Source organism: Ralstonia insidiosa, from assembly GCF_008801405.1.
Classification (GTDB): Bacteria; Pseudomonadota; Gammaproteobacteria; order Burkholderiales; family Burkholderiaceae; genus Ralstonia; species Ralstonia insidiosa.
This window is the reverse complement of the sequence record NZ_VZPV01000004.1, coordinates 1-25,579: the sequence shown is the minus strand read 5'-3', so window position 1 is coordinate 25,579 and position 25,579 is coordinate 1. Positions and strand designations below refer to the sequence as shown.

Annotated in this window: 16 protein-coding genes and 1 tRNA gene; all 17 read right to left on the bottom strand. The window is 64.1% G+C overall.

The genetic code is table 11. The features are described from left to right. Positions 1–18: 18 nt before the first annotated feature. Positions 19–609 carry a class I SAM-dependent methyltransferase gene (locus F7R11_RS24665; protein ID WP_048935972.1) on the bottom strand — a complete coding sequence of 197 codons (591 nt, stop codon included), beginning with the start codon at positions 607–609 and terminating at the stop codon, positions 19–21. A 26-nt stretch (positions 610–635) separates the two neighbouring features. Beyond that, the gene (locus tag F7R11_RS24660) at positions 636–1,475 is read right to left on the bottom strand and encodes a YfaP family protein (protein ID WP_064806468.1); all 840 of its coding nucleotides are present in this window, start codon (positions 1,473–1,475) and stop codon (positions 636–638) included. Between the two features lie 5 nt (positions 1,476–1,480). Beyond that, entirely contained in the window at positions 1,481–2,263 is a 783-nt protein-coding gene (locus F7R11_RS24655; RefSeq protein WP_104577735.1) for a YfaP family protein, read from the bottom strand. Positions 2,264–2,286: 23 nt separating this feature from the next. Next, positions 2,287–3,999 carry a DUF2300 domain-containing protein gene (locus F7R11_RS24650; RefSeq protein WP_064805480.1) on the bottom strand — a complete coding sequence of 571 codons (1,713 nt, stop codon included), beginning with the start codon at positions 3,997–3,999 and terminating at the stop codon, positions 2,287–2,289. 7 nt (positions 4,000–4,006) lie between these two features. Beyond that, positions 4,007–8,755 carry an alpha-2-macroglobulin family protein gene (locus F7R11_RS24645; protein WP_390624429.1) on the bottom strand — a complete coding sequence of 1,583 codons (4,749 nt, stop codon included), beginning with the start codon at positions 8,753–8,755 and terminating at the stop codon, positions 4,007–4,009. A 32-nt stretch (positions 8,756–8,787) separates the two neighbouring features. Further along, positions 8,788–9,504, bottom strand: coding sequence for a DUF1175 domain-containing protein (locus F7R11_RS24640; protein WP_021197596.1), 717 nt, complete (start codon positions 9,502–9,504; stop codon positions 8,788–8,790). Continuing rightward, positions 9,501–11,369, bottom strand: a complete 1,869-nt coding sequence (locus F7R11_RS24635; protein ID WP_064805484.1) for a DUF2138 domain-containing protein — start codon at positions 11,367–11,369, stop codon at positions 9,501–9,503. Before F7R11_RS24635 ends, F7R11_RS24640 begins: the two co-directional genes overlap by 4 nt. Positions 11,370–11,598: 229 nt before the next feature. Next, complete coding sequence (gene rpoC, locus F7R11_RS24630) at positions 11,599–15,834, bottom strand: DNA-directed RNA polymerase subunit beta' (protein ID WP_021197598.1); 4,236 nt, start codon at positions 15,832–15,834, stop codon at positions 11,599–11,601. A 138-nt stretch (positions 15,835–15,972) separates the two neighbouring features. After that, positions 15,973–20,079 (bottom strand): DNA-directed RNA polymerase subunit beta, encoded by a 4,107-nt coding sequence (gene rpoB, locus F7R11_RS24625; RefSeq protein ID WP_021197599.1) that lies wholly within the window; start codon positions 20,077–20,079, stop codon positions 15,973–15,975. Positions 20,080–20,551: 472 nt separating this feature from the next. Further along, the gene (rplL, locus tag F7R11_RS24620; protein ID WP_021197600.1) at positions 20,552–20,926 is read right to left on the bottom strand and encodes a 50S ribosomal protein L7/L12; all 375 of its coding nucleotides are present in this window, start codon (positions 20,924–20,926) and stop codon (positions 20,552–20,554) included. Between the two features lie 63 nt (positions 20,927–20,989). Then, positions 20,990–21,496, bottom strand: coding sequence for a 50S ribosomal protein L10 (gene rplJ, locus F7R11_RS24615; protein WP_021197601.1), 507 nt, complete (start codon positions 21,494–21,496; stop codon positions 20,990–20,992). A gap of 370 nt (positions 21,497–21,866) precedes the next feature. Next, positions 21,867–22,562 carry a 50S ribosomal protein L1 gene (rplA, locus tag F7R11_RS24610; RefSeq protein WP_021197602.1) on the bottom strand — a complete coding sequence of 232 codons (696 nt, stop codon included), beginning with the start codon at positions 22,560–22,562 and terminating at the stop codon, positions 21,867–21,869. Positions 22,563–22,564: 2 nt separating this feature from the next. Then, complete coding sequence (gene rplK / locus F7R11_RS24605; protein WP_004634453.1) at positions 22,565–22,996, bottom strand: 50S ribosomal protein L11; 432 nt, start codon at positions 22,994–22,996, stop codon at positions 22,565–22,567. 175 nt (positions 22,997–23,171) lie between these two features. Next, entirely contained in the window at positions 23,172–23,756 is a 585-nt protein-coding gene (gene nusG, locus F7R11_RS24600; protein ID WP_031330221.1) for a transcription termination/antitermination protein NusG, read from the bottom strand. A 12-nt stretch (positions 23,757–23,768) separates the two neighbouring features. After that, a complete protein-coding gene (secE, locus tag F7R11_RS24595; RefSeq protein WP_064805486.1) occupies positions 23,769–24,149 on the bottom strand; it encodes a preprotein translocase subunit SecE in 381 nt (126 codons plus the stop codon). Positions 24,150–24,205: 56 nt separating this feature from the next. Continuing rightward, positions 24,206–24,281, bottom strand: a tRNA-Trp gene (locus F7R11_RS24590). An 88-nt stretch (positions 24,282–24,369) separates the two neighbouring features. Then, positions 24,370–25,578: an elongation factor Tu gene (gene tuf, locus F7R11_RS24585; RefSeq protein ID WP_151180573.1), complete on the bottom strand. Its 1,209-nt coding sequence runs from the start codon at positions 25,576–25,578 to the stop codon at positions 24,370–24,372. Between the last annotated feature and the right edge of the window lies 1 nt (position 25,579).

Below are 25,579 nucleotides of genomic sequence, written 5' to 3'. Positions count from 1 at the left end.
TGTCCGCGGATGATGCCGTCAGGCTTTGCGCGCGACGATGCGATGGATCGTCCGCCCCGACGAGCGACTGACGGCTGCCTCGTCAAAAACGAGCGTGGTGCCGGCCAGCGCCTCGCGCACGGGTGCCGCATCGAATGCGGTGAACAACCGGCCACGGCCATCGCGTTGATCGGCGTCTGGCGTCACGCGCCAGCTCAGATACAGCGTACCGCCCGGCCGCAACAAGGACACCAGCCGCTGCACTGCCGCACCGATCTGCTCAGGTGGCAGGTGCATGATGACGGTCTCGCAGACGACGTTGTCGAAAGCGCCTTCGGCAATGCCCACCAGCTCGGGCAACTGCGACCGCCGAAACGCCAGCCCCGGATATTGCGAGCGCGCTGCCTCCAGCAGCCCGGCCGAGGCATCGTAGCCGACGGCCGGATAGCCGTTGGCGTTGAGCCAGGCCACCTCACGCCCGGCGCCACAGCCGATGTCCGCCGTGGCCCCGCCTGCCTTGAACTCGCGCCGGAACAACGCGTACATGTCTTCCGGCGCCGGCTGCTCGCGCCACTCCTGCGCAAAGGTTTCGGCGAGGGTGTCGTAGGCGGCGACGGTCTGCGTGTCCATGGCGGTGGGCTCCTGAGCCTCGGTTCTTATTTCATCGTGAAACTGCGTAACAGCGTCAGATCGCCGGCCTTGCGCATCGGCACGACAAAGGTCTGCTGGCGCTCGGACGGCGTGTTCTCATCCGTGATGATGCTGACGGTGGCCGTGGTGATGATGCTGTTATCGCTGCCACTGCCGTAGTAGTTCACGTAGACGAGGTACGTGCCGGGCACGGGCGCCGGGTTCGAATAGATCTCGGGGCCATAGCCGGTGGTGACGTCCACGTCGAGTGCGCCGCCATTCTCGACCACGCGGTTGCCGTACCAGGCGTGCTGGCCATCGGGCGAGACAACGTGGAGGTCGAGATCGGTGCCATCCGTATCCCACGACAGGACCACGCGCAGACGCGGGCGCTGCTTGCCAGCGTAGCTGTCGTAGAACTGCACGCGCTTGGCATCGCCACGTGCGCTGCGCACTTCGACGCTGTTGCTGCCGGCGCCAAATGCGTACGGACGCGAGAACGTGCCGTCTGCCTCGATGCGCTGTGGCATCGCCACGCCATTGACGACGAGCGTGCCGACCGACGAGCCGTCTGCACCGCGACGACGGCGCGGCTTGTTCTCATCGGCGGACGCGGCGGCCTTGGGCTGGTTGCGGATGCGCCCGGCAATCATCGAGGCGGTGCCCTGCCCTTGCGGCGTCGAGACCGACACGGCCGGGTAGTGCACGTCCTGCGTGTAGCGCGAATCGTCGCCGGCCGAGTTGCGCCAGCCGTTGAGCGGCGTGGTGATCTCGATATTGCTGGCATCGGTTTGCGCAAATGCGCCCGACGCCCCGAGCGTGGCGAGTGCAATGGCGAATGCGAGGCGGAATGTGGAAGGCATCATGAGCATCAGAAGCGGATCGATTTCATCAACGCCAGCTCGCCGATCTTGCGCAGCGGCACGGTGACGAACTCGCGCCGCTCGTTGGGCGTGTTCTCGTTATAGATCAGCGTCAGTTGCGCGGTGATGAGATCGCGGTCGTGCGCCTTTTCGTCGAAGTTGTAGCCGCCGGCGTTGAAGTTGCCCCAGTAGTTCACGTAGAACAGCCACACGCCGGGGCGCGGCGCGGCGGTGGAGAAAATCTCAGGGCCGGCGCCATCGACGCTGTCCACGTCGAGCCCGCCGCCGTCGGACAGCAGCGGCTCGGCCCAGAACGCGTGATCGCCAATCGGCGAGATGACGTGCATGTCGACCTCGGCGCGCGGGTCGTCCCAGGTGAGGATGGCGCGCAGCTTGGCCGACGTCTTGGTGGTGTCGGCCTCGTAGAACTGCAGGCGCTGGCGCGACTGGCCATCGGGGCTGACGATCTCCACGCTGTTCGAGCCCGGGCCGAATGCCCACGGACGCGCGAAGCGGCCTTCGCTGTCGCCATACAGCGGCATGGCATTGCCGTTGACGATCAGCACCGGCGGGCGGCGCTGCTTGCCTGCCGCACGAATGCGCCCTGCGATGAGCGTGCGGTATTTCTGCGCACCACGATCGACCGGCGGTTTCGGATATGCGGCGGTGTACTGCTCCAGCTCGTTGGTCAGCTTGCTGTTGCGCCAGCCGCCGATCGGGCCTTCCAGATCGACCACCGGCTCGGCAACGGCCGAGGCACCCAGCAGCAAGGCCGCGGCGCCCATGGCCATCCGCGCTGTCCATGCCTTCACGTTCACAGCAAGCCCTCCCCTCGAATCAGGCGGCGCGCTGTCGCCTCAACAAACTGTTCGTCCTGCCCGAGCGGATGGTGCGCAAAGGCCAGGTGCAGGTATTCGTGCGTCAGCGCGATGCGGTCTTCCTCGCTGGCAAGCCGATGGATGTAGAGCCGGTTGCGGCGCGCATCGGCGTACGGGCGGCCTTCATGCACCACACACACGGCGGGCAACGGCGGCGTCTCATAACCGGGCTCGGCGCCCAGTCGGGCGGACCAACGCGGTGCCTGCGCCTGCAGCCATTGCTGCGCGCCCGCCACCGGCGAGCAATCGCCCGCGACCGGGCTCTGGAACGACGTCAACGTGGCCTGCGGCCACCACCGCGCGAGGATGCCGTCAAACCCCTGGCCACGCTGGGCGGCAGCGCGTGCAGCAGTCCAGCTCATCTGGCCACGCGCGCTGATCGTGCCGTGGTACTGCACAGACTGGCCGACCAGCACCAGCGCATCGGTAAATTCCGCCGCGTTGCGTGCGGCAGCCGCGGGCGGGCGCGGCAACACGCGCTGCGTGCGCGAGCTATCCGCGATCCGGTAGCAGCCCTTGCCACGCGAGGCATGCTGCACGAGGTAGCTGCGCGCGGCCACCGCCAACGCGCGGGCGGCCTGCGGCTCGGCCAGATCGCCCTCGCGCTCCACAACGCGCGCCACGTAGTCGTTCATGCCGAGCCGACCGGTGATGGTGGGCGCGTTGTTCTCGCGTGCGAGCGCCAACTCGCCGCGGCTCTCGATCGGCAGCGTATTGCCATTGGCGAAGCGCACGGTGTAGCGGCCTTCCAACCGACCGGGGACAGCGGGCCTGCCATCGGCATCACGCACCTCCCGCACGGGGTAGCGCGTAAAGAAATCGACCGCCACGCAGGCGTCGTCGTCGGGCACGGGCGTCTGCGCAATCAGCGGTGTGAGGCGCGGTGCAGCCGCAGCCAGCACCTGATTGCTCGAACCCGCGCCGCCCAACCACACGGGTGTGCCATCGGCCAGCCAACCGGCTGCGCCGCCGATCGACGCGCCGGGGCGCTGCGGGTCAGGCATGGTCCATGTCTTGGCGCGCAGCAAGCCGCCAAAGTACGACACGGTGCCCTCACCGCGCCCGACAGTCAGCACGGAGACGAGCGTTTGCGCAGCCGTCTCGCGCCCATCGGCGGGAACGCTGTGCAGCGCGGTCAACAAGTCGGTGACAGGAACGCGGCGCGCAGGCTGCATGGCACGCAGGTCGCGCAACCACGCGGGCGCGTTGGCTTGCTGCCAGAACCGGCGCCAGTCGGCGCTATCGAGGCCGAGGCGCGCCGGTTCGAAATAGCGACCGCACGATTGGATAAGCGCGCGCTCGCGGTCGATGCTTTGGCCGGCCGTGCAGCAGTAGACCTCTTCGGCATCGTTGCCGTGGCACGTGTAGTCGGGCGTGTTGATGTGGCGCGAGACGAGGTAGCTGTAGACGAAGAGTTTCCAGACGCTGCCGAGCGGCGTTTCGGTGTCGCGCGGCAAAGGGGTGGCCTGTGGTGCGCTTGTGACTGTGCTGGTGCTGAATTGCCAGAGCTTAGCCTCATCGCCTTGCAGGGCGGCATAGCGCAGCGGCTCCGACGCGGGTGCCGCGATGGCGTGGCCCGCAGACGCAAGTGCGCCGCCGGCCCAGATCAGGCCGGTCAGCACACTGCGCGCAAGCAGGCCGAAGCGCATTGCCGCGTCACTCCACCTTGTACGGATAGCTGGCCGTCTTGCCGTCGCCCTGCAACGCCTTCGCTTCCGGCTGATACATGCGGAAGTAACGCGCCGGCGGCAGCGCAAAGCTGCCCGGCAGCGAGAAGCGCACAAGCTGACGCAGCACGGTCGGGCGCTCCAGCGCGGGCACCGGCTGGTTGTACGACAGTTGGCCCATTTCGTAGGCGGCCTTGCGCTCGAACGGCTGCGGGCCGTTGCCTTCGTTCGGCTCGCCCTTCAGGCCGTCGATCTGGATGCCCCAGGTGGTGGCTTCCACTTCGGCGCCCGGCGGCAGCGGCACTTCGACCAGGCCGTAGCGGTACGTACCCTGGCGCGGCGTCAGCACCACCTCGTCGACATACAGTGCGTTGCTGTCGAGCGTGTCACCCGGCTTGACCGGCTTGGCCTTGAAGGCGATGCCGCTGCTGTTGGCGTCCGCTGCCGGCTGCTTGGGTGCCTTCGGGTCCGCCTTGGCCGGCGCGGAATCGATCGGCTCCAGGCGGTACAGCTTGCGCTCCACCGTAATCGGCAGCTTGGAGACTTCCGGCGCCCGGCTGCGATACGACACGATGGCCGATTGCGTGGTCACGTCGGACGGTGCGGCCGATAGGTCCAGCGCGGCGGGCACCTGGGCGCCCGTCCAGCGCCACGTCGGCACACCCACCGGCGAACGCGTCGCTTGCCAGCCGCCGGCCGACACCGCCGGCTGGATGGCAGCCACGCTCGCGCCTTGCAGACCGCCCAGGCCCTTCTGCAGCCAGACCAGCGCGATGGCGCGATCCATCGTCGGCATCGCGGCGCTGGCGCGGGCCAGCAGCGGTGCCGGGTCCGCAGCCGAACGGCCACCGCCCATCAGCAGCAGGCTTTGCACCAGCGGCGAGTTGTCGGCCGCCAGCGCATTGCGTGCGGCAATGTCTGCGGAGACCAGCGCTTCCGGCACCGGCTGGCCGATCTGACGCATCAGTTGAGCGGTCAACACCGTCGCAACCTGGCGGCCGCGCGGGGAGTCCGGCGCGACGAAGATCAGGCTGTCGCCCGCAGCAGGCTCAGCATCGGCCGGGGCCTTGGCGTTGCGAGCCAACTCGTTGGCCACGCCCGACAGCGGCGTTGCCACCGGCAGGCCCATCTCGTTGGCAAACCACAGCGCCAGCGCGCGGTGCAGCAGCGGCTCGTTCTGGCTGGTGCGCTTGTACGCTTCGAGCACCTGCTTCCAGTTGTCGGCCGGCAGGCTGATACCGACCGAGCGGCTGGCCAGCCAATCCGCGTAGTAGGCGTACGACGTGATCAGCGCGCTGCTGGTGGTCAACTCGCCCCACCAGCCGAAGGTGCCGTTGGTACCGGCCAGCAGTGCCAGGCGCTGGCGCTGCGTGCGCAGCAGCGCGTCGACACCTTGCGTGCCGGCCGGGCCGCCATCACCCAGGCGCGTGCCGGTGGCGGCCAGGCTCTGCTGGGCGAGTGCCAGCGGAATCAGGCGGCTGGCAGTCTGCTCGGCGCAACCGTACGGGTACTCGATCAGGTCATCCGCCACGCGAGCGAACTGGCTGGCCGTGTTGCCGACCACACGCAGACGCACATCGCGTGCATCGGCGGGCAGGCCGAGCGGCAAGCGGGTGCCTTGCAGCTGCGTGAGCGGGACGACGTTTTCGCGGTCCGCCAGCCAGCCGGTGGCATCCAGCTTGAGCGTGGTCTGCAGGCGGTCCGACACGGCATCGCCCTGCTTGAGCTCGGCATTGATGACGCCCGCCTGCAACGCCGTGACCGGCGCGCGCAGGTAGTTGGCGCCGCGCTTGAGCGTCACGCGCTGGTTGATGTTCAGGCCGGCGCCCGAGACGATCCAGTCGGCAGTGATGTCCTTGTCGGTCTGGTTGAAGGCGACCATGTCCAGGCGCGGCTGGTCGCTTTCGCGGAAGCGCTGCGGGCCGGTCCACTTCAGGTACAGCGGCTTGTCGGAGCGGATGCTCGCTGTGCGCTGGCCGACGATGCCGTCCGAGGCGCCGGTGGTCGAGACGGCGCGCACGGTGATGCGCCAGCGTGCCAGCGAATCCGGCATCTTGAAGGTCATGCGCGCGCGGCCATCCGCATCGGTCTGCAGGTTGGCAACCCACGCGGCGGTGTCCTGCTCGTCGCGACGCGGGCGCTCCAGCACCTTCACGCCACGCTCGTTGTGGCGACCGTACGTACCGCCCGGCTTGCCCGGCAGCGAGGCGAGCGCTAAGTCATAGCTGATGAAGCTCTGGCTCGACGTGGTGCGGACGCTGTTGCGGCGCGGGTGGTAGAAGAAGTCGACGATGCTGGGTGCCACTTCCGGTTGCAGCACGTAGATCATCTCGTCGACCACCGACACCGTCAGGTTGGCCGGCACGGCCTTACCCGCCAGCGCGCTGGTCAGGTCCAGCGTGACCGTCTCGCCCGGCGCATACACGGCCTTGTCGGCGCGCACCGTCAGGTCCAGCGTCGGTTGCGTGACGACGATGCCGGCGTTCTGGAACACCATGTCGCCATCGCGCACGTACAGCACCGAGAACGTCATGTTCGGTGCGAACTCGGCACCGATCTTGATGCGGGCGCGGTATTGCGTGGGCGTGACCTTCTTCAGGCTGAGCCAGTCGCCAGGGCTGGAGAGCAGCCCATGGCGCTCAACCTTGTCGCGCTCCAACGTGAGCAGCGCGTCGTCCACCGGCAGCGGGAAAGTGATCAGCGCCTCGGCGGTGTCGCCAATCTGGTAGCGGTCGCGGTCGAACACCATTTCGATGTTGCCGGGCACGGTCTGCACGCCGTCGCCGGCCACCCAGTGGCTGGCGGCTGCGAGCAGGTTGCCGGCAGCATCGCGCACCGACAGCGTGTACGAACCTGGTTGGTCGAACTTGACCGGGAAGGTCGCGTTGCCCTTGGCATCCGGGGCCAACGTGCCTTCGGTGCGGGCGCGTGTTTCCAGGCGCACCAAGTCCCACTTGGCGGGCGGCGCAGTGGCACCGCTGGCACCACCCACGACCGGCATCGGCGTCAGGTTGAACGACACGTCCTGCCCTGGCGTCGTGAAATTCGACGTGGTCGACAGCTTGTACGGCGTGGCACCGCGCGCGATCAGCAGTTCACGCGTGACCTTCACGCGGTAGGCCGCACCATCGTTGGCGAACACGGTCACCACGTAGCGGCTCGGTTCCTTGGCAGCGGGCAGCTCCAGCTTGGCGTTGCCATCGCCGTCGGTGGTCAGCTCCTGCTGCTCCAGCTTGACGGGGAACAGGCCGGCGTAACGCAGCTCGCCCTCCACCATCGTCACCTGCTGTGCACGCAGGCTGACCGACACCTTGCCGTTCTTGACCGGCTTGCCGTCCGGATAGCGCAGGCTGATCTTGCCCTTGACCGCCTCACCCGTGCCATAGCTGGCCTTGTCCAGCGACAGGTTCACGTCAAAGTGCGGCTTGATGTATTCGGCCACGCGGAAGGCGCCGCCGTACGTGCCGCCGTTGTAATCGAAGCGCAGCGAGTAGCCACCGGCCGGTGCGTTGGACGGCAGCGTAAAGCGCGCGTCAGCACCCGTCTCGCCGACCAGGCGCGTGGTGGACGTGGCCACCGGCGCGCCGTTCGGATCGAGCACCTGCAGCTTGATGTCGCCAGCCGCCGGCACGGTCGATTCGGTCGCGTTCTTGAAGTTGCGACCGATGAACTTGACGCGCACTTCATCGCCCGGGCGATACAACGGACGATCAGTAAAGGCGTACAGCTTGGTGTTGTAGATCTCGCTGTCGTAATAGAAATTCTCGGAGATGAACACGCCGCCCGCACGATCGTTGCCGATCACGTAGCTGCGCTCGGGCGAGACGTGACGCAGGTCCGCCGTACCATCGCTATCGGTGGTGCCCGATGCGAGCACGCCCACGCCGTCGGTCCAGCTCACGGCCGAACCGCTCACCGGCTTGCCGCTCTTGCGCTCGGCCGTCCACACCATCATCCCTTGCGAGGTGCCCTTGGTGACGGCCACGGTGTCCGACACGAACAGCAGCGTGTGCGCACGGTACGCGCCAATCACGGCTTCCACGATGTACAAACCCGCCGGCAGCTTGCCCACCGGAATCATCACGTTGCCGACGTTCTGCGGCATCCACTCGCTGCTGCTGCCTTCGAGCTTCACGTCCTTGGGCGGCGCAATCGGCTTGGCATCCCAGATCGGGTAGCGGAAGCGGCCGAGCAGTTCGTAGCCCTTGAGCGGCGCGTACTGCGGGTTGTTCGAGAAACGTGTGGGCGCGGTCATCTGGTCGCCCATGCTGAACTGCGGCGCGGTCTCCACGGCCTTGGTGCGCGTGGCGAACGACAGTACGCGCTGCCAGGCGCGGCGAGCCTGGCGCGTCCAGTTGTCCCACAGATACGCCAGCGTGTTGGCCAGACCTTCGCCCGTGTAGTTGGCCTTGACGTCGATGCGGTGCAGGTTCTTCTGCGCCTTCAAAAACTCGAGCGGCTGCGGCACGCGGTAGACGAGGATGTCCGCACCGCCGTAGCGGGAGAGTTCATCCTTGTATTCACGCCCCGGCGCTTCCAGGCGCACCATCGCTTCCTGATCGGTGCCGTAGCTGGCGTCCGAGAGCAGGAAGAACGGCTGGCCCTTGAACGGCTCGTAGCCGCTGGGGGGTGCATCGGCGAACGTGGGGTTCGGCTTTTCGGGTGCGTCGGCCGCATGCGCAGGGCCGACCAGCGCCAGCACGGTCAGGCAGACGACGGCAACAAGATTGAACGACATGAATGACCATCCGCGGTTGCGCATGAATTTTTCTACCGTGTCAAAAAGGCCAGACGAAACACGCCGATGAAGTTGGGATTGCCGCCCTGCGGCTGCCAGCGCGAGTCTTTCCATTGCATCAATTCAGAGACCGGGACCGCGCGCAAACCGTTGTCGGTGCGGGTGACGGTGCCAGTGTGGTAAGCGATGTAGCGATCCATCCAGATCATCAGATGCTGGTCGTCGCCTTGATCGAAGAAGAGCAGATCGCCGGGGAGCGCGTGGTTGACGTCCTTGGCAATAAAACGGCTGTTCTGCTGAATGAGGCCAAGCGCGGAGACGTACGCACCGGTGCTGCCGTCAATGCGTGCCCAACGCTGCGTGAGCGTGCGCTGGGCGGGCGTGAGGTTCAGCTCGGGCGGCAGTTGCCGTGCGGATTCCGCATCGCGCATGCCGTTGGCGCGCAGCCAGTGGGCGTCGTGCGAGCGCAAGGCCTCGCCAGCAGCGAAGCGCACGAGGCCGGCGCAGTCGCGATGCGTCCAGCGCGGCGTCGGCCCCTGGCGGAGCTGCTCGTTGACAATGCGCACGAACCACGCGCGGAACACGCTGGATTGATCCGGCGTGAGCGCGTCGGGGTCTGCCGGTGCGGCGTCCGCCCAGCCGGACAACGCGCGCGCCGGGGTGACGACCGCTTGACCGAGCAGGCAGCCGCCGGCCACCGCCAGCCAGCGGCGGCGGTTCAGCACGGCGGCCGAGGCGCGCGGTGTCATTGCGTACTGACGTTGTCTGCAGCAACGGGCGCAGCCGCCTCGGTGGCCGGCGCATCGGCAGGCGCCGCCGACGGGGCCGACGCTGCAGCCGTATCGGTTGGCGCAGGCGGCGTACCGTCACCACCAGCAGGCAGGCCGCGTCCGCTCGACAGCCACGTCACCGGCACCCAGCCGCGCGACGACGGCACGCCGCCATCCAGCGCCAGCGACACCGGGGCATATCGCGCCAGCGCCTTGAGTTTCGGGAACAAGTGCGTCTGCGCGGCGTTCAGGAAGACGGCTTCCTGGTCGGCGGGCAGCGCGGCACCGGCTTCGCGGCGGACGAGCGGCGCCAGCGATGCGGGCGTCATTGTCAGGACGATGCGGTCGGTCTTGTCGCGCGGCAGGCTGTCCGCCACTGCAGGGAAGCGCTTGGCGAGCACGGCCAATGCGTCGTCGACAAGACGGGCATCCGGCGAGAACACCACCACGTCACCCGCAATCGCCAGCGTGACCGGGAAGTAGCGATCCGACGAGAGTTGCGCCGCGAACGGCGCGCCGGCCGACTGCGCCGTGCCGTAGCGCGCGCTCACCGGGCGCTGCCACAGCGTGGCGTTGGCCGGGCCTTGCTTCGTGGTCACCGGCAGGCGCTTGTACGCACCGGCTTTGTCATCGGCCTGCGCCTTGGCTTCATAGGACCCGACGATCTGGCCGAACAGCGCGCCCAGCGCGGGCTTCACCGCTTCGGCTTGCGCAGGCGAGTACAGCTTGGCGACAAACAAAGGCGCCACCAGCGATGACTTGCCATACCAGCACGCGGCAGCCGGGCCGGCAAACGCATCGCCAACATGCGCGGCGGCTTCGGTCACCTCCTTGGCATCGCCGGCCACATTGCGCAGCAGCGCTCCGGCGGCCTTCCAGTCGACCGGCAAGGTCGCGCAGGCAGCGGGGTCCGCAGGCAAGGCGTGCCACAACGCAGCGTTATCCCACTTGCCGGACAGGCGGCCCGGGTCGATCAGTGCGGCGCTTTGCCAGCCGTTGCCAGACGCCCCCGCAGCAAAGTCGAAGCGCAACGCCTCGATGCCTGGGAAGTACTGTTGATAACCAAACGACAGATAGTTGGCGCTCACCACGACGTGGTGGCCCGTGGTCTCTGCGGTCGGCAGCGCATAGGCATTGCCCTGCACGTTGCGCTTGCCGGCGTCATCCGACAGCAGTGCGGCGAGCGCGTTTGCCTGCTTGGAGACGGGCTTGCCGTCCTTGTCCAGCAGGATGCCCGGCTCCGACAACGCGATCAGCCGGTCGCCCTTGCTGGCAATCAGGATCGAGCGCGTGGCCGAGAGCCGCAACGCATAGACCGGCGCGCCGGAATCGCCCAGCGCATCGGCCACCTTGGTGAGCTGCGTGTCGCTCGTGGCCACGGTGGCGACGGCTTCCAGCGCCTTGGCAAGACCGTTGCGCTGCATGGAGAGCACCCAGTAGCGCAGCTTGTCGTCCGGGCCGCGCCACAGCATCACGCGGGCGGGCTCGTCAAACACGTGCTTGAGCACCGTCTCGGCCAGGTCGAGCTTCTGCTCGTAGGCGAGGCGGCGCAGCGCACCGGCCACCGAGAGGCGGTCTTCGTTGCCCTCGTAGTAGGCGACGAAATCTTCGGTCAGCACGTCGCGCAGCAACGGCACGCGCAGCACGTCGCGCGGCAGTTGCGACAGGCTCTGGCTGTCGATCAGGGCATCGGGGTAAGTCAGGTCGAGCTGGACCTGGCGGGCGTGCAGCGCACGCGTGCGGCCGAACAGGTGAAAGGGGTGCCAGACCATCTGCACCACCGCCGCGCCGGCAACGACCAGGGCGACCGCGCCAACGGCGATCTGCTTGCGTGTGAGCTTCATGGAGGAATCTGCGGCAAGGCTGGAGAGGGCCGGCGGCTTGTAAAAAGTGCCGGTCTATAACCGCGAGATCATAGCCGTTGCGATGTTAAGGCAGGTTAACGTTTCGAGAAAATCAGAACGTGCTGACGCCGGCATTGACGCAATTGTTGTTTGCGCAACATGCAGGCAAAAAAAAGCCCGGCACCCCATGAGGGGGCCGGGCTTTTGATGCGGAGAACGCTGCCTAACTTCAGGCGGCGCCGCCTTCCTCTTGGTGGACGACAGGCGTCTCGAAGATCGAAGCGGCTTCTTCTTCGGCAATCGCTGCAGCGCGGTCGCGGTCGGCGGCTTCCTTGGCCTTGCGGGCACGGTGGTAAGCCAGACCGGTACCGGCCGGGATCAGACGGCCGACGATGACGTTTTCCTTCAGACCACGCAGGTCGTCGACCTTGCCCATGATGGCGGCTTCGGTCAGCACGCGCGTGGTTTCCTGGAACGATGCCGCCGAGATGAAGCTGTCGGTCGACAACGATGCCTTCGTGATACCCAGCAGCAGGTTCTCGTAGGTCGCCGGACGCTTGCCCAGCGCGATCACCTTGTCGTTCTCGTCGAGCAGGTCCGAACGCTCCACCTGTTCACCCGGGATGAAGCGGGTGTCGCCCACATCGGCGATCTGCACGCGGCGCAGCATCTGACGAACAATCACTTCGATGTGCTTGTCGTTGATCTTCACGCCCTGCAGACGGTACACGTCCTGCACTTCGTCGACGATGTAAGTCGCCAGCTCTTCCACGCCCTTCAGACGCAGGATGTCGTGCGGGTCAGCCGGGCCTTCAACAATCATTTCGCCCTTGTTGACCACCTGGCCATCGTGCACCAGCACCTGCTTTTCCTTGGCGATCAGGAACTCGTGGGCATTGCCGTCGAGGTCCGTAATCACCAGGCGCTGCTTGCCCTTGGTGTCCTTACCGAACGAAGTCGTACCGGTGACTTCTGCCAGCACGGCAGCGTCCTTCGGCGAACGGGCTTCGAACAGTTCGGCCACACGCGGCAGACCACCGGTAATGTCGCGCGTCTTCTGCGATTCAGTCGGGATACGTGCCAGCACTTCACCCACGTGCACTTGCTGACCGTCCTTCACGGTGATCAGCGCGCCCACCTGGAAGCCGATGGTCACGGAGTGGTCCGTGCCCGGGATCTTCACTTCGGCGCCCGACGAGTCGAGCAGCTTCACCTGCGGACGGATGCCCTTCGAAGCCGTGGTACGACGCTTCGCATCGATCACCACCAGCGTCGACAGACCGGTCACTTCGTCCATCTGCTTGGCAACGGTCACGCCTTCTTCGACGTTCTCGAACTTGATGGTGCCCGAGTACTCCGAGATGATCGGTCGCGTCAGCGGATCCCACGTGGCCAACTGCGTGCCGGCCTTGATGGACTGGCCATCCTGCACCAGCAGCGTTGCACCGTAGACGATCTTGTGGCGCTCGCGCTCACGGCCGTGGTCGTCGGTGATCAGCGCTTCGCCCGAACGCGAGATGACGATCTGCTCGCCCTTCGCGTTGGTGACGTAACGCATCGTCGCCGTGAAACGCACGATACCGGTTGCCTTCGCTTCCACGCTCGATGCCACTGCCGCACGCGATGCCGCACCACCGATGTGGAACGTACGCATCGTCAGCTGCGTGCCCGGCTCACCGATCGACTGAGCAGCGATCACACCCACCGCTTCACCCGAGTTCACCAGCACACCGCGGCCGAGGTCACGGCCGTAGCACTTGGCGCACAGGCCGTAGCGCGTGTCGCAGGTCAGCGGCGTGCGGACCTTGACTTCGTCCACGCCGATCGAATCGATCAGCTCGACCAGGTCTTCGTCCAGCAGCGTGCCGTTTTCGATCGCAGTTTCCTGCGTCTCCGGGTTCACCACGTCGCCAATGACCACGCGGCCCAGGATACGGTCGCGCAGGGCTTCGATCACTTCACCGCCTTCCACCAGCGCCTTCATCAGGACGCCGTTGGTGGTGCCGCAATCATCTTCCACCACGACCAGATCCTGCGTCACGTCGACCAGACGACGGGTCAGGTAACCCGAGTTCGCGGTCTTCAGTGCCGTATCCGCCAGACCCTTACGTGCACCGTGGGTCGAGATGAAGTACTGCAGAACGTTCAGGCCTTCGCGGAAGTTTGCGGTAATCGGCGTCTCAATAATCGAGCCGTCCGGCTTGGCCATCAGGCCACGCATCCCTGCCAGCTGACGGATCTGCGCTGCGGAACCCCGTGCGCCCGAGTCGGCCATCATGTAAATGGAGTTGAACGACTCTTGCTTGACGGTCTTGCCGTGGCGATCGACCACGTCTTCAGTCTGGAGCTGCTCCATCATCGCCTTGCCCACCTGGTCACCAGCGGCACCCCAGATGTCCACGACGTTGTTGTAACGCTCCTGGTCCGTCACCAGACCCGACATGTACTGCTTGTCGTATTCCTTCACCTTGGCGGCGGCTTCGGAGATGATCTTCTCCTTGGCCGGCGGCACCAGCATGTCGTCGATGGCGATCGAGATACCGGCGCGCGTTGCCAGGCGGAAGCCCGACTGCAGCAGCTTGTCAGCGAAGATCACGGTTTCGCGCAGACCGCACTTGCGGAACGCCGTGTTGATCAGGCGCGAAATTTCCTTCTTCTTCAGCGGCTTGTTCAGCACCGAGAACGGCAGACCCTTCGGCAGGATCTCCGACAGGATCGCGCGGCCGACCGTGGTCGATTGCAGCGTGATCTTCGGGGCAAAACGGGCGTCGCCGTCGGCTTCCGGGTTCACCAGCTCATACTCGGTGATCCGTACGTTCACGCGCGAAGCCAGTTCGACTTCCTTGTTCTCGTAAGCGCGAATCACTTCCGAGATGTCGGCGAACGTCATGCCTTCACCGCGTCCGTTGATCTTGTCGCGGGTCGTGTAGTACAGACCCAGCACCACGTCTTGCGACGGCACGATCGACGGATCGCCGTTGGCCGGGAACAGCACGTTGTTCGACGCCAGCATCAGCGTGCGCGCTTCCATCTGCGCTTCGAGCGACAGCGGAACGTGAACAGCCATCTGGTCACCGTCGAAGTCGGCGTTGAACGCCGCGCAGACCAGCGGGTGCAGCTGGATGGCCTTGCCTTCGATCAGCACCGGCTCGAACGCCTGGATACCGAGACGGTGCAGCGTCGGTGCGCGGTTCAGCATCACCGGGTGCTCGCGGATGACATCTTCCAGGATGTCCCACACCACCGGCGTCTGGCTTTCCACTTCCTTCTTCGCCGCCTTGATCGTGGTGGCGATGCCCATCGTTTCCAGCTTGTGGAAGATGAAGGGCTTGAAGAGTTCGAGCGCCATCAGCTTGGGCAGGCCGCACTGATGCAGCTTGAGCGTCGGGCCCACCACGATGACCGAACGGCCCGAGTAGTCCACGCGCTTGCCCAGCAGGTTCTGACGGAAACGGCCGCCCTTACCCTTGATCATTTCAGCCAGCGACTTCAGCGGACGCTTGTTGGCGCCGGTCATCGCCTTACCGCGACGGCCGTTGTCCAGCAGCGAATCCACCGCTTCCTGCAGCATGCGCTTTTCGTTGCGCACGATGATCTCCGGTGCCTTCAGCTCGAGCAGACGCTTCAGACGGTTGTTCCGGTTGATCACGCGGCGATACAGGTCGTTCAGGTCCGACGTGGCGAAACGACCGCCGTCCAGCGGCACCAGCGGACGCAGTTCCGGCGGCAGCACCGGCAGCACTTCCAGGATCATCCAGTCCGGCTTGATGCCCGAACGCTGGAAGGCCTCGAGCACCTTCAGGCGCTTGGCGAACTTCTTGATCTTGGCTTCCGAACCCGTGGCTTGCAGCTCGGCGCGGATCGTCTCGATCTGCTTCTCGATGTCGATGCCGCGCAGCAGCTCGCGAATGCCTTCGGCGCCCATCATGGCGACGAATTCACCTTCGCCGTACTCGTCGCACTTGGCCAGGTAGTCGTCTTCCGACATGATCTGGCTCTTCTTGAGCGCGGTCATGCCCGGCTCAACCACGACGAATGCTTCGAAGTACAGCACGCGCTCGATGTCGCGCAGCGTCATGTCGAGCACCATGCCCAGACGCGACGGCAGCGACTTCAGGAACCAGATGTGCGCGGTCGGCGCAGCCAGTTCAATGTGGCCCATGCGCTCACGGCGCACCTTGGCCAGCGTCACTTCCACGCCGCACTTCTCGCAGATCACGCCACGGTGCTTCAGGCGCTTGTACTTGCCGCACAGGCACTCGTAGTCCTTGATCGGGCCGAAGATCTTGGCGCAGAACAGACCGTCACGCTCAGGCTTGAACGTACGGTAGTTGATGGTCTCGGGCTTTTTGACTTCGCCGTACGACCACGAACGGATTTTCTCAGGCGACGCGAGGCCAATCTTGATCGCGTCAAACTGCTCTTCTTGCTGTACCTGGCGGAATAGGTCGAGCAATGCTTTCATTCCAAACTCCTTGAGTTTGAGGCTGGTGCCCTAGGTTGCTAAGGCACCGGCCCTAAATCTTCGTCAATGGCTACTTGCTGTTACCGGAGCGTGGCCGCTGGGACAACCCATGCTGCCACGCTCCCATCGCTCGGGCGCTTAGTTGCGCTCGAGGTCGATGTCGATACCCAGCGAGCGGATTTCCTTCACCAGCACGTTGAACGATTCCGGCATGCCGGCATCGATCGAGTGCTCGCCCTTGACGATGTTCTCGTACACCTTGGTCCGGCCGTTCACGTCATCCGACTTCACGGTCAGCATTTCCTGCAGCACGTAGGACGCGCCGTACGCTTCGAGTGCCCACACTTCCATTTCACCGAAACGCTGGCCACCGAACTGGGCCTTACCGCCCAGCGGCTGCTGCGTCACCAGCGAGTACGGACCGGTCGAACGCGCGTGCATCTTGTCGTCGACCAAGTGGTGCAGCTTCAGCATGTGCATCACGCCCAGCGTAACCGGACGCTCGAAGGCTTCACCGGTGCGGCCGTCGAACAGCGTGACCTGCTGCTTGGAAGCGGTCAGGCCCTTTTCCTTCGCGATGTCTTCCGGATAGGCGAGGTCCAGCATGCGGCGGATTTCGTCCTCATGCGCACCGTCGAACACCGGCGTCGCGAACGGCACGCCCTTCTTCAGGTTCTCGGCCAGCTCCAGGATTTCGGCGTCGGACAGGCTGTCCAGGTCTTCGACCTTGCCGCTCTCGTTGTAGATCTGGTTCAGCAGCTTGCGCACTTCGGCTGCCTTGGCTTGCGCCTTGAGCATGTTGCCAATGCGCTCGCCCAGACCGCGCGCGGCCCAGCCCAGGTGGGTTTCGAGAATCTGACCCACGTTCATCCGCGAAGGCACGCCCAGCGGGTTCAGCACGATGTCTGCCGGCGTACCGTCAGCCATGTACGGCATGTCTTCGATCGGGGTGATCTTCGACACCACACCCTTGTTACCGTGACGGCCGGCCATCTTGTCGCCAGGCTGCAGGCGGCGCTTCACAGCCAGGTACACCTTGACCATCTTGATCACGCCCGGCGGCAGTTCGTCGCCTTGCGTGAGCTTCTTGCGCTTCTCTTCGAACGCGAGGTCGAAGTCGTGGCGCTTCTGCTCGATGGCCTCCTTCACGGCTTCGAGCTGGGTGGCAACCTCGTCATCCGACGGACGGATGTCGAACCAGTGCCACTTGTCGAGGTCAGCCAGGTATTCCTTCGTGAGCGCAGTGCCCTTGGCCAGCTTCTTCGGGCCGCCGTTGGCAACCTTGCCCACCAGCAGACGCTCCAGACGCTGGAAGGCATCGCCTTCCACGATACGCAGCTGGTCGTTCAGGTCCAGGCGGTAGCGCTTCAGCTCTTCGTCGATGATCGACTGGGCGCGCTTGTCGCGCGTCACGCCTTCACGCGTGAAGACCTGCACGTCGATCACGGTACCGCTCATGCCCGACGGCACGCGCAGCGAAGTGTCCTTCACGTCGGACGCCTTCTCACCGAAGATCGCACGCAGCAGCTTCTCTTCCGGCGTCAGCTGGGTCTCGCCCTTCGGCGTGACCTTGCCGACCATCACGTCGCCGGCTTCCACTTCTGCGCCGATGTACGTGATGCCCGACTCGTCCAGGCGCGCCAGTTGGGCTTCAGCCAGGTTCGAGATATCGCGCGTGATTTCTTCCGGTCCGAGCTTGGTGTCGCGAGCAACGACCGACAGTTCCTCGATGTGGATCGAGGTGTAGCGGTCTTCTGCCACCACGCGCTCCGAGATCAGGATCGAATCCTCGAAGTTGTAGCCGTTCCAGGGCATGAACGCGACCAGCATGTTCTGGCCGAGCGCGAGCTCGCCCATGTCGGTCGAGGCGCCGTCAGCGATCACGTCGCCGCGGGCAACGATATCGCCCACCTTGACCATCGGACGCTGGTTGATGTTCGTGTTCTGGTTCGAACGCGTGTACTTGATCAGGTTGTAGATGTCGACGCCGACTTCACCCGCCACGGCTTCCGCATCGTTCACGCGGATCACCACGCGGTTCGCGTCAACGTAGTCAACCACGCCGCCACGCGTAGCCTGCACAGCCGTACCCGAGTCCACTGCCACGGTGCGCTCGACGCCGGTACCCACCAGCGGCTTGTCCGCACGCAGGCAAGGCACGGCCTGACGCTGCATGTTGGCGCCCATCAGTGCACGGTTTGCATCATCGTGCTCGAGGAACGGCACCAGCGAAGCTGCGGCCGACACGATCTGCGACGGTGCCACGTCGATGTACTGCACGCGGTCCGGCGTGACCATACGGGTTTCACGCTCGCTGCCTTCACGTGCGGAGACCAGTTCGTCGATCAGGTTGCCGTTCTCGTCCACCGTCGCGTTGGCCTGCGCCACCACGTACTTGCCTTCTTCGATGGCCGACAGGTAGTCGACCTGATCGGTCAGCTTGCCGTTCTCGACTTTGCGGTAAGGCGTTTCCAGGAAGCCGTAGTCGTTCAGCTGCGCGTACAGTGCCAGCGAGTTGATCAGACCAATGTTCGGACCTTCCGGCGTTTCGATCGGGCACACACGGCCATAGTGGGTCGGGTGCACGTCGCGGACTTCAAAGCCCGCGCGCTCGCGCGTCAGACCGCCCGGGCCCAGTGCCGAAATACGACGCTTGTGCGTGACTTCCGACAGCGGGTTGGTCTGGTCCATGAACTGCGACAGCTGCGACGAACCGAAGAACTCGCGAATCGCCGACGAAATCGGCTTCGAGTTGATCAGGTCGTGCGGCATCAGGTTTTCCGTCTCGGCCTGGCCCAGACGTTCCTTCACGGCACGCTCAACGCGCGACAGACCGGCGCGGAACTGGTTTTCCGCCAGTTCGCCAACGCAACGCACACGGCGGTTGCCGAGGTGGTCGATATCGTCCACTTCGCCCTTGCCGTTACGCAGGTTCACCAGCAGCTTGATCGTGTCGAGGATGTCGTCATCCGTCAGCACCATCGGGCCCGTACCTTCCGAGCGGTTCAGGCGGCTGTTGACCTTCATGCGGCCCACGCGCGACAGATCGTACGAATCTTCGCTGTAGAACAGGCGATGGAACAGCGCTTCGACGGCGTCTTCGGTCGGCGGCTCGCCGGGGCGCATCATGCGGTAGATCGCGATACGCGCGGCGGTCTGGTCGGCGGTATCGTCCGTGCGCAGCGTGGACGAGATGTACGGACCCTGATCCAGATCGTTCGTGTACAGCGTCTGGATTTCCTTCACGTCGGCGTCGCGCAGCTTCTCGAGCACGCCTTCGGTCAGTTCATCGTTGGCGTTGGCCAGGACTTCACCGGTGTCCGGGTCGACAATGTTCTTCGCCAGCACGCGGCCCAGCAGGTAGTCTTCCGGCACGCTGATCAGCTTGGTACCGGCCGAATCCAGGTCGCGGATGTGCTTGGCGTTGATACGCTTGTCCTTCTCGACGACCACCTTGCCGTTCTTGTCGGCAATGTCGAAGCGAGCGACTTCACCGCGCAGGCGCTCGGGCACGAACTCCATCAGTGCGCCTTCGCTCTTGAGCGTGAAGTTGTCGAACACGAAGAAGTGCGCCAGGATCTGTTCCGGCGTCAGGCCGATCGACTTCAGCAGGATCGTCACCGGCATCTTGCGGCGGCGGTCAACGCGGAAGTACAGGATGTCCTTCGGGTCGAATTCGAAGTCGAGCCACGAGCCACGGTACGGAATGATCCGTGCCGAGAACAGCAGCTTGCCCGAGCTGTGCGTCTTGCCCTTGTCGTGCTCGAAGAACACGCCCGGCGAGCGGTGCAGCTGGGACACGATCACACGTTCCGTACCGTTGATCACGAACGAACCGGTGTCCGTCATGAGCGGAATTTCGCCCATGTAGACTTCCTGCTCCTTGATCTCCTTGACCTTGGTGGGGTTCTCGCGGTCGTTGATGATCAAGCGCACTTTTGCGCGCAGCGCCGAGTGGAAGGTCAGACCACGCTGCTGACATTCCTTGACGTCAAACGGCGGGTTGGACAGGTGATACGACACGAACTCCATGCGCGCCAGACCATTGTGCGACGCGATGGGGAAGATGGCATTGAATGCAGCCTGCAGGCCTTCGGTCTTGCGTTGCGAAGGGCCGGTCTCGGCCTGCAAGAACTGAGCATACGATTGAATCTGGGTGGCAAGCAGGAAGGGAACCTGATGGACCGTTGCGCGCTTCGCGAAACTCTTGCGAATACGCTTTTTCTCGGTAAAGCTGTACGCCATGGGATCTCCGAATCATCGCAAGTGCGCGCGACGGACTTAAGGCCGGACTCAGAACGATGAGTACGCCTGGCACTTGAGGTGTTCAGCGACTGGTGACGGGATTTGGCGGTTGGCCGCTACCAACCTCTGGCTGACGGTATTGCGCGCGCCGCCCGCACATGGACCCATGGAGCCCATGCCACGGACGGGGGAGTACCCGACCAAACTTGCCTTCTGCAGTCGGTTCAGAAGACAAACATCAGCGGACTGCGGACTGCCTAGTGTGCCACTGATGTTTGGCCTCTGCTGGCCTTGACTCGGCCGGCTGCCGGAAAAACCGGCATGAAAGACACAAACGAGACTTCAACGATACTTACAGCGTGATTGCGGGATCGCTCAACAACCGGCCCCACAAGCGCAAAAAGGCTGGCGCCGGGAAATCTCCCTTTGCCAGCCTCCGTCGCGTACCGAATACGGCACGCGAGACCTGCACTTACTTGGCTTCGGCTTCCGCGCCGGCTTCCACCAGCTTCTTCACCAGCTCGTCGGCGGTCTTCTTGTCGACGCCTTCCTTCACGGGCTTCGGTGCGCCATCGACCAGGTCCTTGGCTTCCTTCAGGCCCAGGCCGGTGATTTCACGCACGGCCTTGATGACGCCAACCTTGTTCGCGCCGGCGCTCTTCAGCGTCACGGTGAATTCGGTTTGCTCTTCAGCAGCAGCTGCTGCACCAGCGCCAGCCGGGCCAGCAACGGCGACGGCTGCAGCCGACACGCCAAACTTCTCTTCGAACGCCTTGACCAGGTCGTTCAGTTCCATCACGGACATCGAGCCAACGGCTTCGAGGATGTCGTCTTTGGTGATTGCCATTTGAATAACTCCAGAATGTGATTCGGTATCGATCGTGCGATCTGTGGGAGGTGCTGCGGCCGATTAGGCTGCTGCGCTCTCGCCTTCGCCTTGCTTTGCAGCCAGAGCAGCCAGGGCGCGGGCAAAGCCCGACACCGGCGCCTGCATGACAAACAGCAGCTTGCTGAGCAGTTCTTCGCGGCTCGGGATCGAAGCCAGGGCCTTCACGCCATTGGCGTCCAGCACCTTGCCTTCGTACGAACCGGCGCGCAGCACCAGCTTGTCATTGCCCTTGGCGAAATCGTTCAGCACCTTGGCCGGGGCCACTGCGTCTTCGGAAATACCGTAGATCAGCGGGCCGGTCAGTTGCTCAGCGAGTTCGGCAAACGGCGTGCCTTCAACAGCGCGGCGTGCCAGCGTGTTCTTCAGAACGCGCAGGTAGACGCCTTGCTGGCGCGCTTGCGCGCGCAGCTTGGTCAGATCGCCAACCGTGATACCGCGATATTCAGCAACGACGATGGTCGAGGCCTTGGCGACTTGCGCCGTTACCTCGGCCACGACGGCCTTCTTATCTTCGAGATTGAGTGCCACGGTTAAGCTCCAAAACGACGTCGGCTTCCGCAAGCATTGCGGTCACCTCGGTCAGTCCAAAAGTACGGCGTCCGATTGGCACAAATCACTTCGGCAATACCAAAGTCACTTATTCCCTTCGGGGGCGCCATCTGCGTTGGCCGTACGCCCCGTTGCCGGATTGCGCAGCGATTAAGGTGTCGGCCCCGAAGAGCCCTCCACCGCCAACGGTCTTTGATAACCAGCAGCATCAGCACGCTTGCACGCACATCCGCCACTGCCCAAAGTTCTTCCCTCAAACTTCAAGGGGTCGCGCAGCCGGAGCTACGCGGAGAAAACTGCTAACGCCGGGATGGTTATCGGGCCACCCAGCGCGAATACTCTCAAACGATCAGGCAGCCAGCGTCGACTGGTCGACGCGCACGCCAACACCCATCGTCGACGAGACAGCAACCTTACGCAGGTACACGCCCTTGCTCGAGGCCGGCTTGGCCTTGGTCAGTGCGTCCAGCAGCGCAGCCAGGTTGCTCTTCAGCGCAGCCGGTTCGAACGAACGGCGGCCGATGGTGGCGTGGATGATACCGGCCTTGTCGACACGGAATTGCACCTGACCAGCCTTGGCGTTCTTCACAGCCGTCGCCACGTCCGGCGTCACGGTGCCAACCTTCGGGTTCGGCATCAGGCCGCGCGGGCCCAGGATCTGACCCAGCGTACCGACCACGCGCATCGTATCCGGCGAAGCGATCACAACGTCGAAGTCCATGTTGCCGGCCTTGATCTGCTCGGCCAGGTCTTCCATGCCGACGATCTCGGCGCCCGCAGCCTTGGCTTGCTCAGCCTTGTCGCCCTGGGCGAACACAGCCACGCGCACCGACTTGCCGGTACCAGCAGGCAGCACAACCGAACCACGCACCACTTGGTCCGACTTCTTGGCGTCGATGCCCAGTTGCACGGCCACGTCGATGGACTCATCGAATTTGGCGCTGGCGCATTCCTTAACGAGGCTCAGCGCTTCGTCGATCGGGTAGAACTTGGTGCGTTCGACCTTGGCCTTGTTCGCGGCCACGCGCTTCGAAATCTTTGCCATGATTACAGGCCCTCCACCGTAATACCCATCGAACGGGCGCTACCGGCGATCGTACGCACAGCGGCGTCCAGATCAGCAGCGGTGAGGTCCGCATTCTTTGCCTTGGCGATTTCTTCAGCCTGGGCGCGGGTGATCTTGCCGACCTTGTCGGTATGCGGCTTGGCCGAACCCTTCTGGATACCGGCAGCCTTCTTGATGAGCACGGTCGCCGGCGGCGACTTCATCACGAAGGTGAAGCTCTTGTCGGCGAAGGCGGTGATTACCACCGGCACCGGCAGGCCCGGTTCCATGCCTTGAGTCTGCGCGTTAAACGCCTTGCAGAACTCCATGATGTTCAGACCGCGTTGACCCAGGGCCGGGCCGACGGGCGGGGACGGATTTGCTTTACCAGCCGGAATTTGCAGCTTGATAAAGCCAATAATTTTCTTGGCCATCTTGACTCCAATCCGGATTGCCCAGCAAAGAAGCCATGGCAATCCTATTGAGTGGTAACGCATCAGCGCGAGGCTGACGCTCCTCTGTTGGCTCAGGCAGCTACACCGCCGTTGCCCGCCAAGTCCAGTGGACTAGGCGACTGGCACAACGGCTTACGCCGTCGCGCCAAATTCTTTACACCTTCTCGACCTGGCCGAACTCGAGTTCGACCGGCGTCGCACGACCAAAGATCGTCACGGAAACGCGCAAGCGCGACTTCTCGTAGTTCACTTCCTCGACGTTGCCGTTGAAGTCGGTGAACGGGCCTTCCTTCACGCGCACCATCTCACCCACTTCGAACAGCGTCTTGGGACGAGGCTTCTCGATCCCTTCCTGGACTTGAGCCAGCATCTTGTCGAGCTCGCGCTGGGAAATCGGCGACGGACGGTTAGCCGTGCCACCGATGAATCCCGTAACCTTGGCGGTATTCTTCACCAAGTGCCAGGTGACGTCGGTCATTTCCATTTCGACAAAGACGTAGCCCGGATACAGGCGACGCTCAGTCACGGTCTTGCGACCGTTCTTGCTCTCCATCACTTCTTCCGACGGCACCAGAATCTGGCCGAACAGATGTTGCAGACCTTCGCGCTCAATGCGCTCCTGCAGCGCGCGTTGCACGCTTTTTTCCATGCCCGAGTAGGCATGCACGACATACCAGCGCTTCTTCGAGGCCGGTGCGGACGAATCCGTGGACGTGTCGTTCGCTACGTTATCCGTCATGGCTTCACCCAATTATTTCCAGCCCAACACGAGCGAGAAGATCACCCACTCGATGAGCTTGTCCGCAGACCACAGGAACAAGGCCATGATCACCACGAAGGCAAACACCAGACCGGTCATCTGCCCAGCTTCCTTGCGCGTCGGCCAAACGACCTTGCGAACTTCGCGGTACGACTCACGGGCAAACTCGATAAAGCTCTGCCCAGGCGAGGACACCAGCGCGACACCGGCGCCCAGCACCAGCCCGCCGATCAGCGAAGCGGCACGGACGTAGCTCGGTTGCTGCGCCAGCAGATAAAAACCGATCACCCCGGCGACCACCAGCAGGAACGCCACGACCAGCAGCCACTTGCCGCTGGCGGTGTTAACGGTTTCGACGTTCGGATTGGCCATGTTTCCCAAACGAGACAAGCCGCGTGGCGCTGTGTCGCGCTACGCGGCTGATGAATTGGCAGGGGCAGAGGGAATCGAACCCCCAACCTTCGGTTTTGGAGACCGACGCTCTGCCAGTTGAGCTATACCCCTAGAACAACTTTGGGGTTGCCATTCGGTCAACCCCACTCTGGCACTTCACGTGCGGCCGGTTGGCAGCCGCACGGAAGAGTTACAGCACTTACTTCAGGATCTTGGCAACGACGCCAGCACCCACGGTACGGCCGCCTTCGCGGATAGCGAAGCGCAGACCTTCTTCCATGGCGATCGGGGCGATCAGCTTGACGGTGATCGACACGTTGTCACCCGGCATGACCATTTCCTTGCCTTCCGGCAGGGCGATCGAGCCAGTCACGTCCGTCGTACGGAAGTAGAACTGCGGGCGGTAGTTGTTGAAGAACGGGGTGTGACGACCACCTTCGTCCTTCGACAGGATGTAGACCTCGCCCGTGAATTCCGTGTGCGGCTTGATCGAGCCCGGCTTGGCCAGCACTTGACCACGCTGAACGTCTTCACGCTTCGTGCCGCGCAGCAGAATACCGACGTTGTCGCCTGCTTGACCTTGGTCCAGCAGCTTGCGGAACATTTCCACGCCCGTGCACGTCGTCTTGTCGATCTTCGGCTTGTCGCCGTCCATCGCGATACCGACGATTTCGATTTCTTCGCCAACCTTGATGATGCCGCGCTCGATACGGCCGGTCACCACGGTGCCGCGACCCGAGATCGAGAACACGTCTTCCACCGGCATCAGGAACGTGCCGTCAACAGCGCGCTCCGGCGTCGGGATGTAGGTGTCCAGTGCGTCGGCCAGGTTCATGATGGCCACTTCGCCCAGCTCGCCCTTGTCGCCTTCCAGCGCCAGCTTGGCCGAACCCTTGATGATCGGGGTGTCGTCGCCCGGGAACTCGTACTTCGACAGAAGTTCACGCACTTCCATCTCAACCAGTTCCAGCAGCTCAGCGTCGTCCACCATGTCGCACTTGTTCAGGAAGACGAGGATGTACGGCACGCCCACTTGGCGGGCCAGCAGGATGTGCTGACGGGTTTGCGGCATCGGGCCGTCAGCAGCCGAGCACACCAGGATGGCGCCGTCCATCTGGGCGGCACCGGTGATCATGTTCTTGACGTAGTCGGCGTGGCCCGGGCAGTCAACGTGCGCGTAGTGACGGTTAGCCGTCTCGTACTCGATGTGCGCGGTGTTGATCGTGATGCCGCGTGCCTTTTCTTCCGGCGCTGCGTCGATTTCGTCGTACTTCTTGGCGGTACCACCGAACTTGCTCGACAGCACGGTGGCGATCGCTGCGGTCAGCGTCGTCTTGCCGTGGTCAACGTGACCAATCGTCCCAACGTTCACGTGCGGCTTGGTCCGCTCGAACTTTTCCTTTGCCATG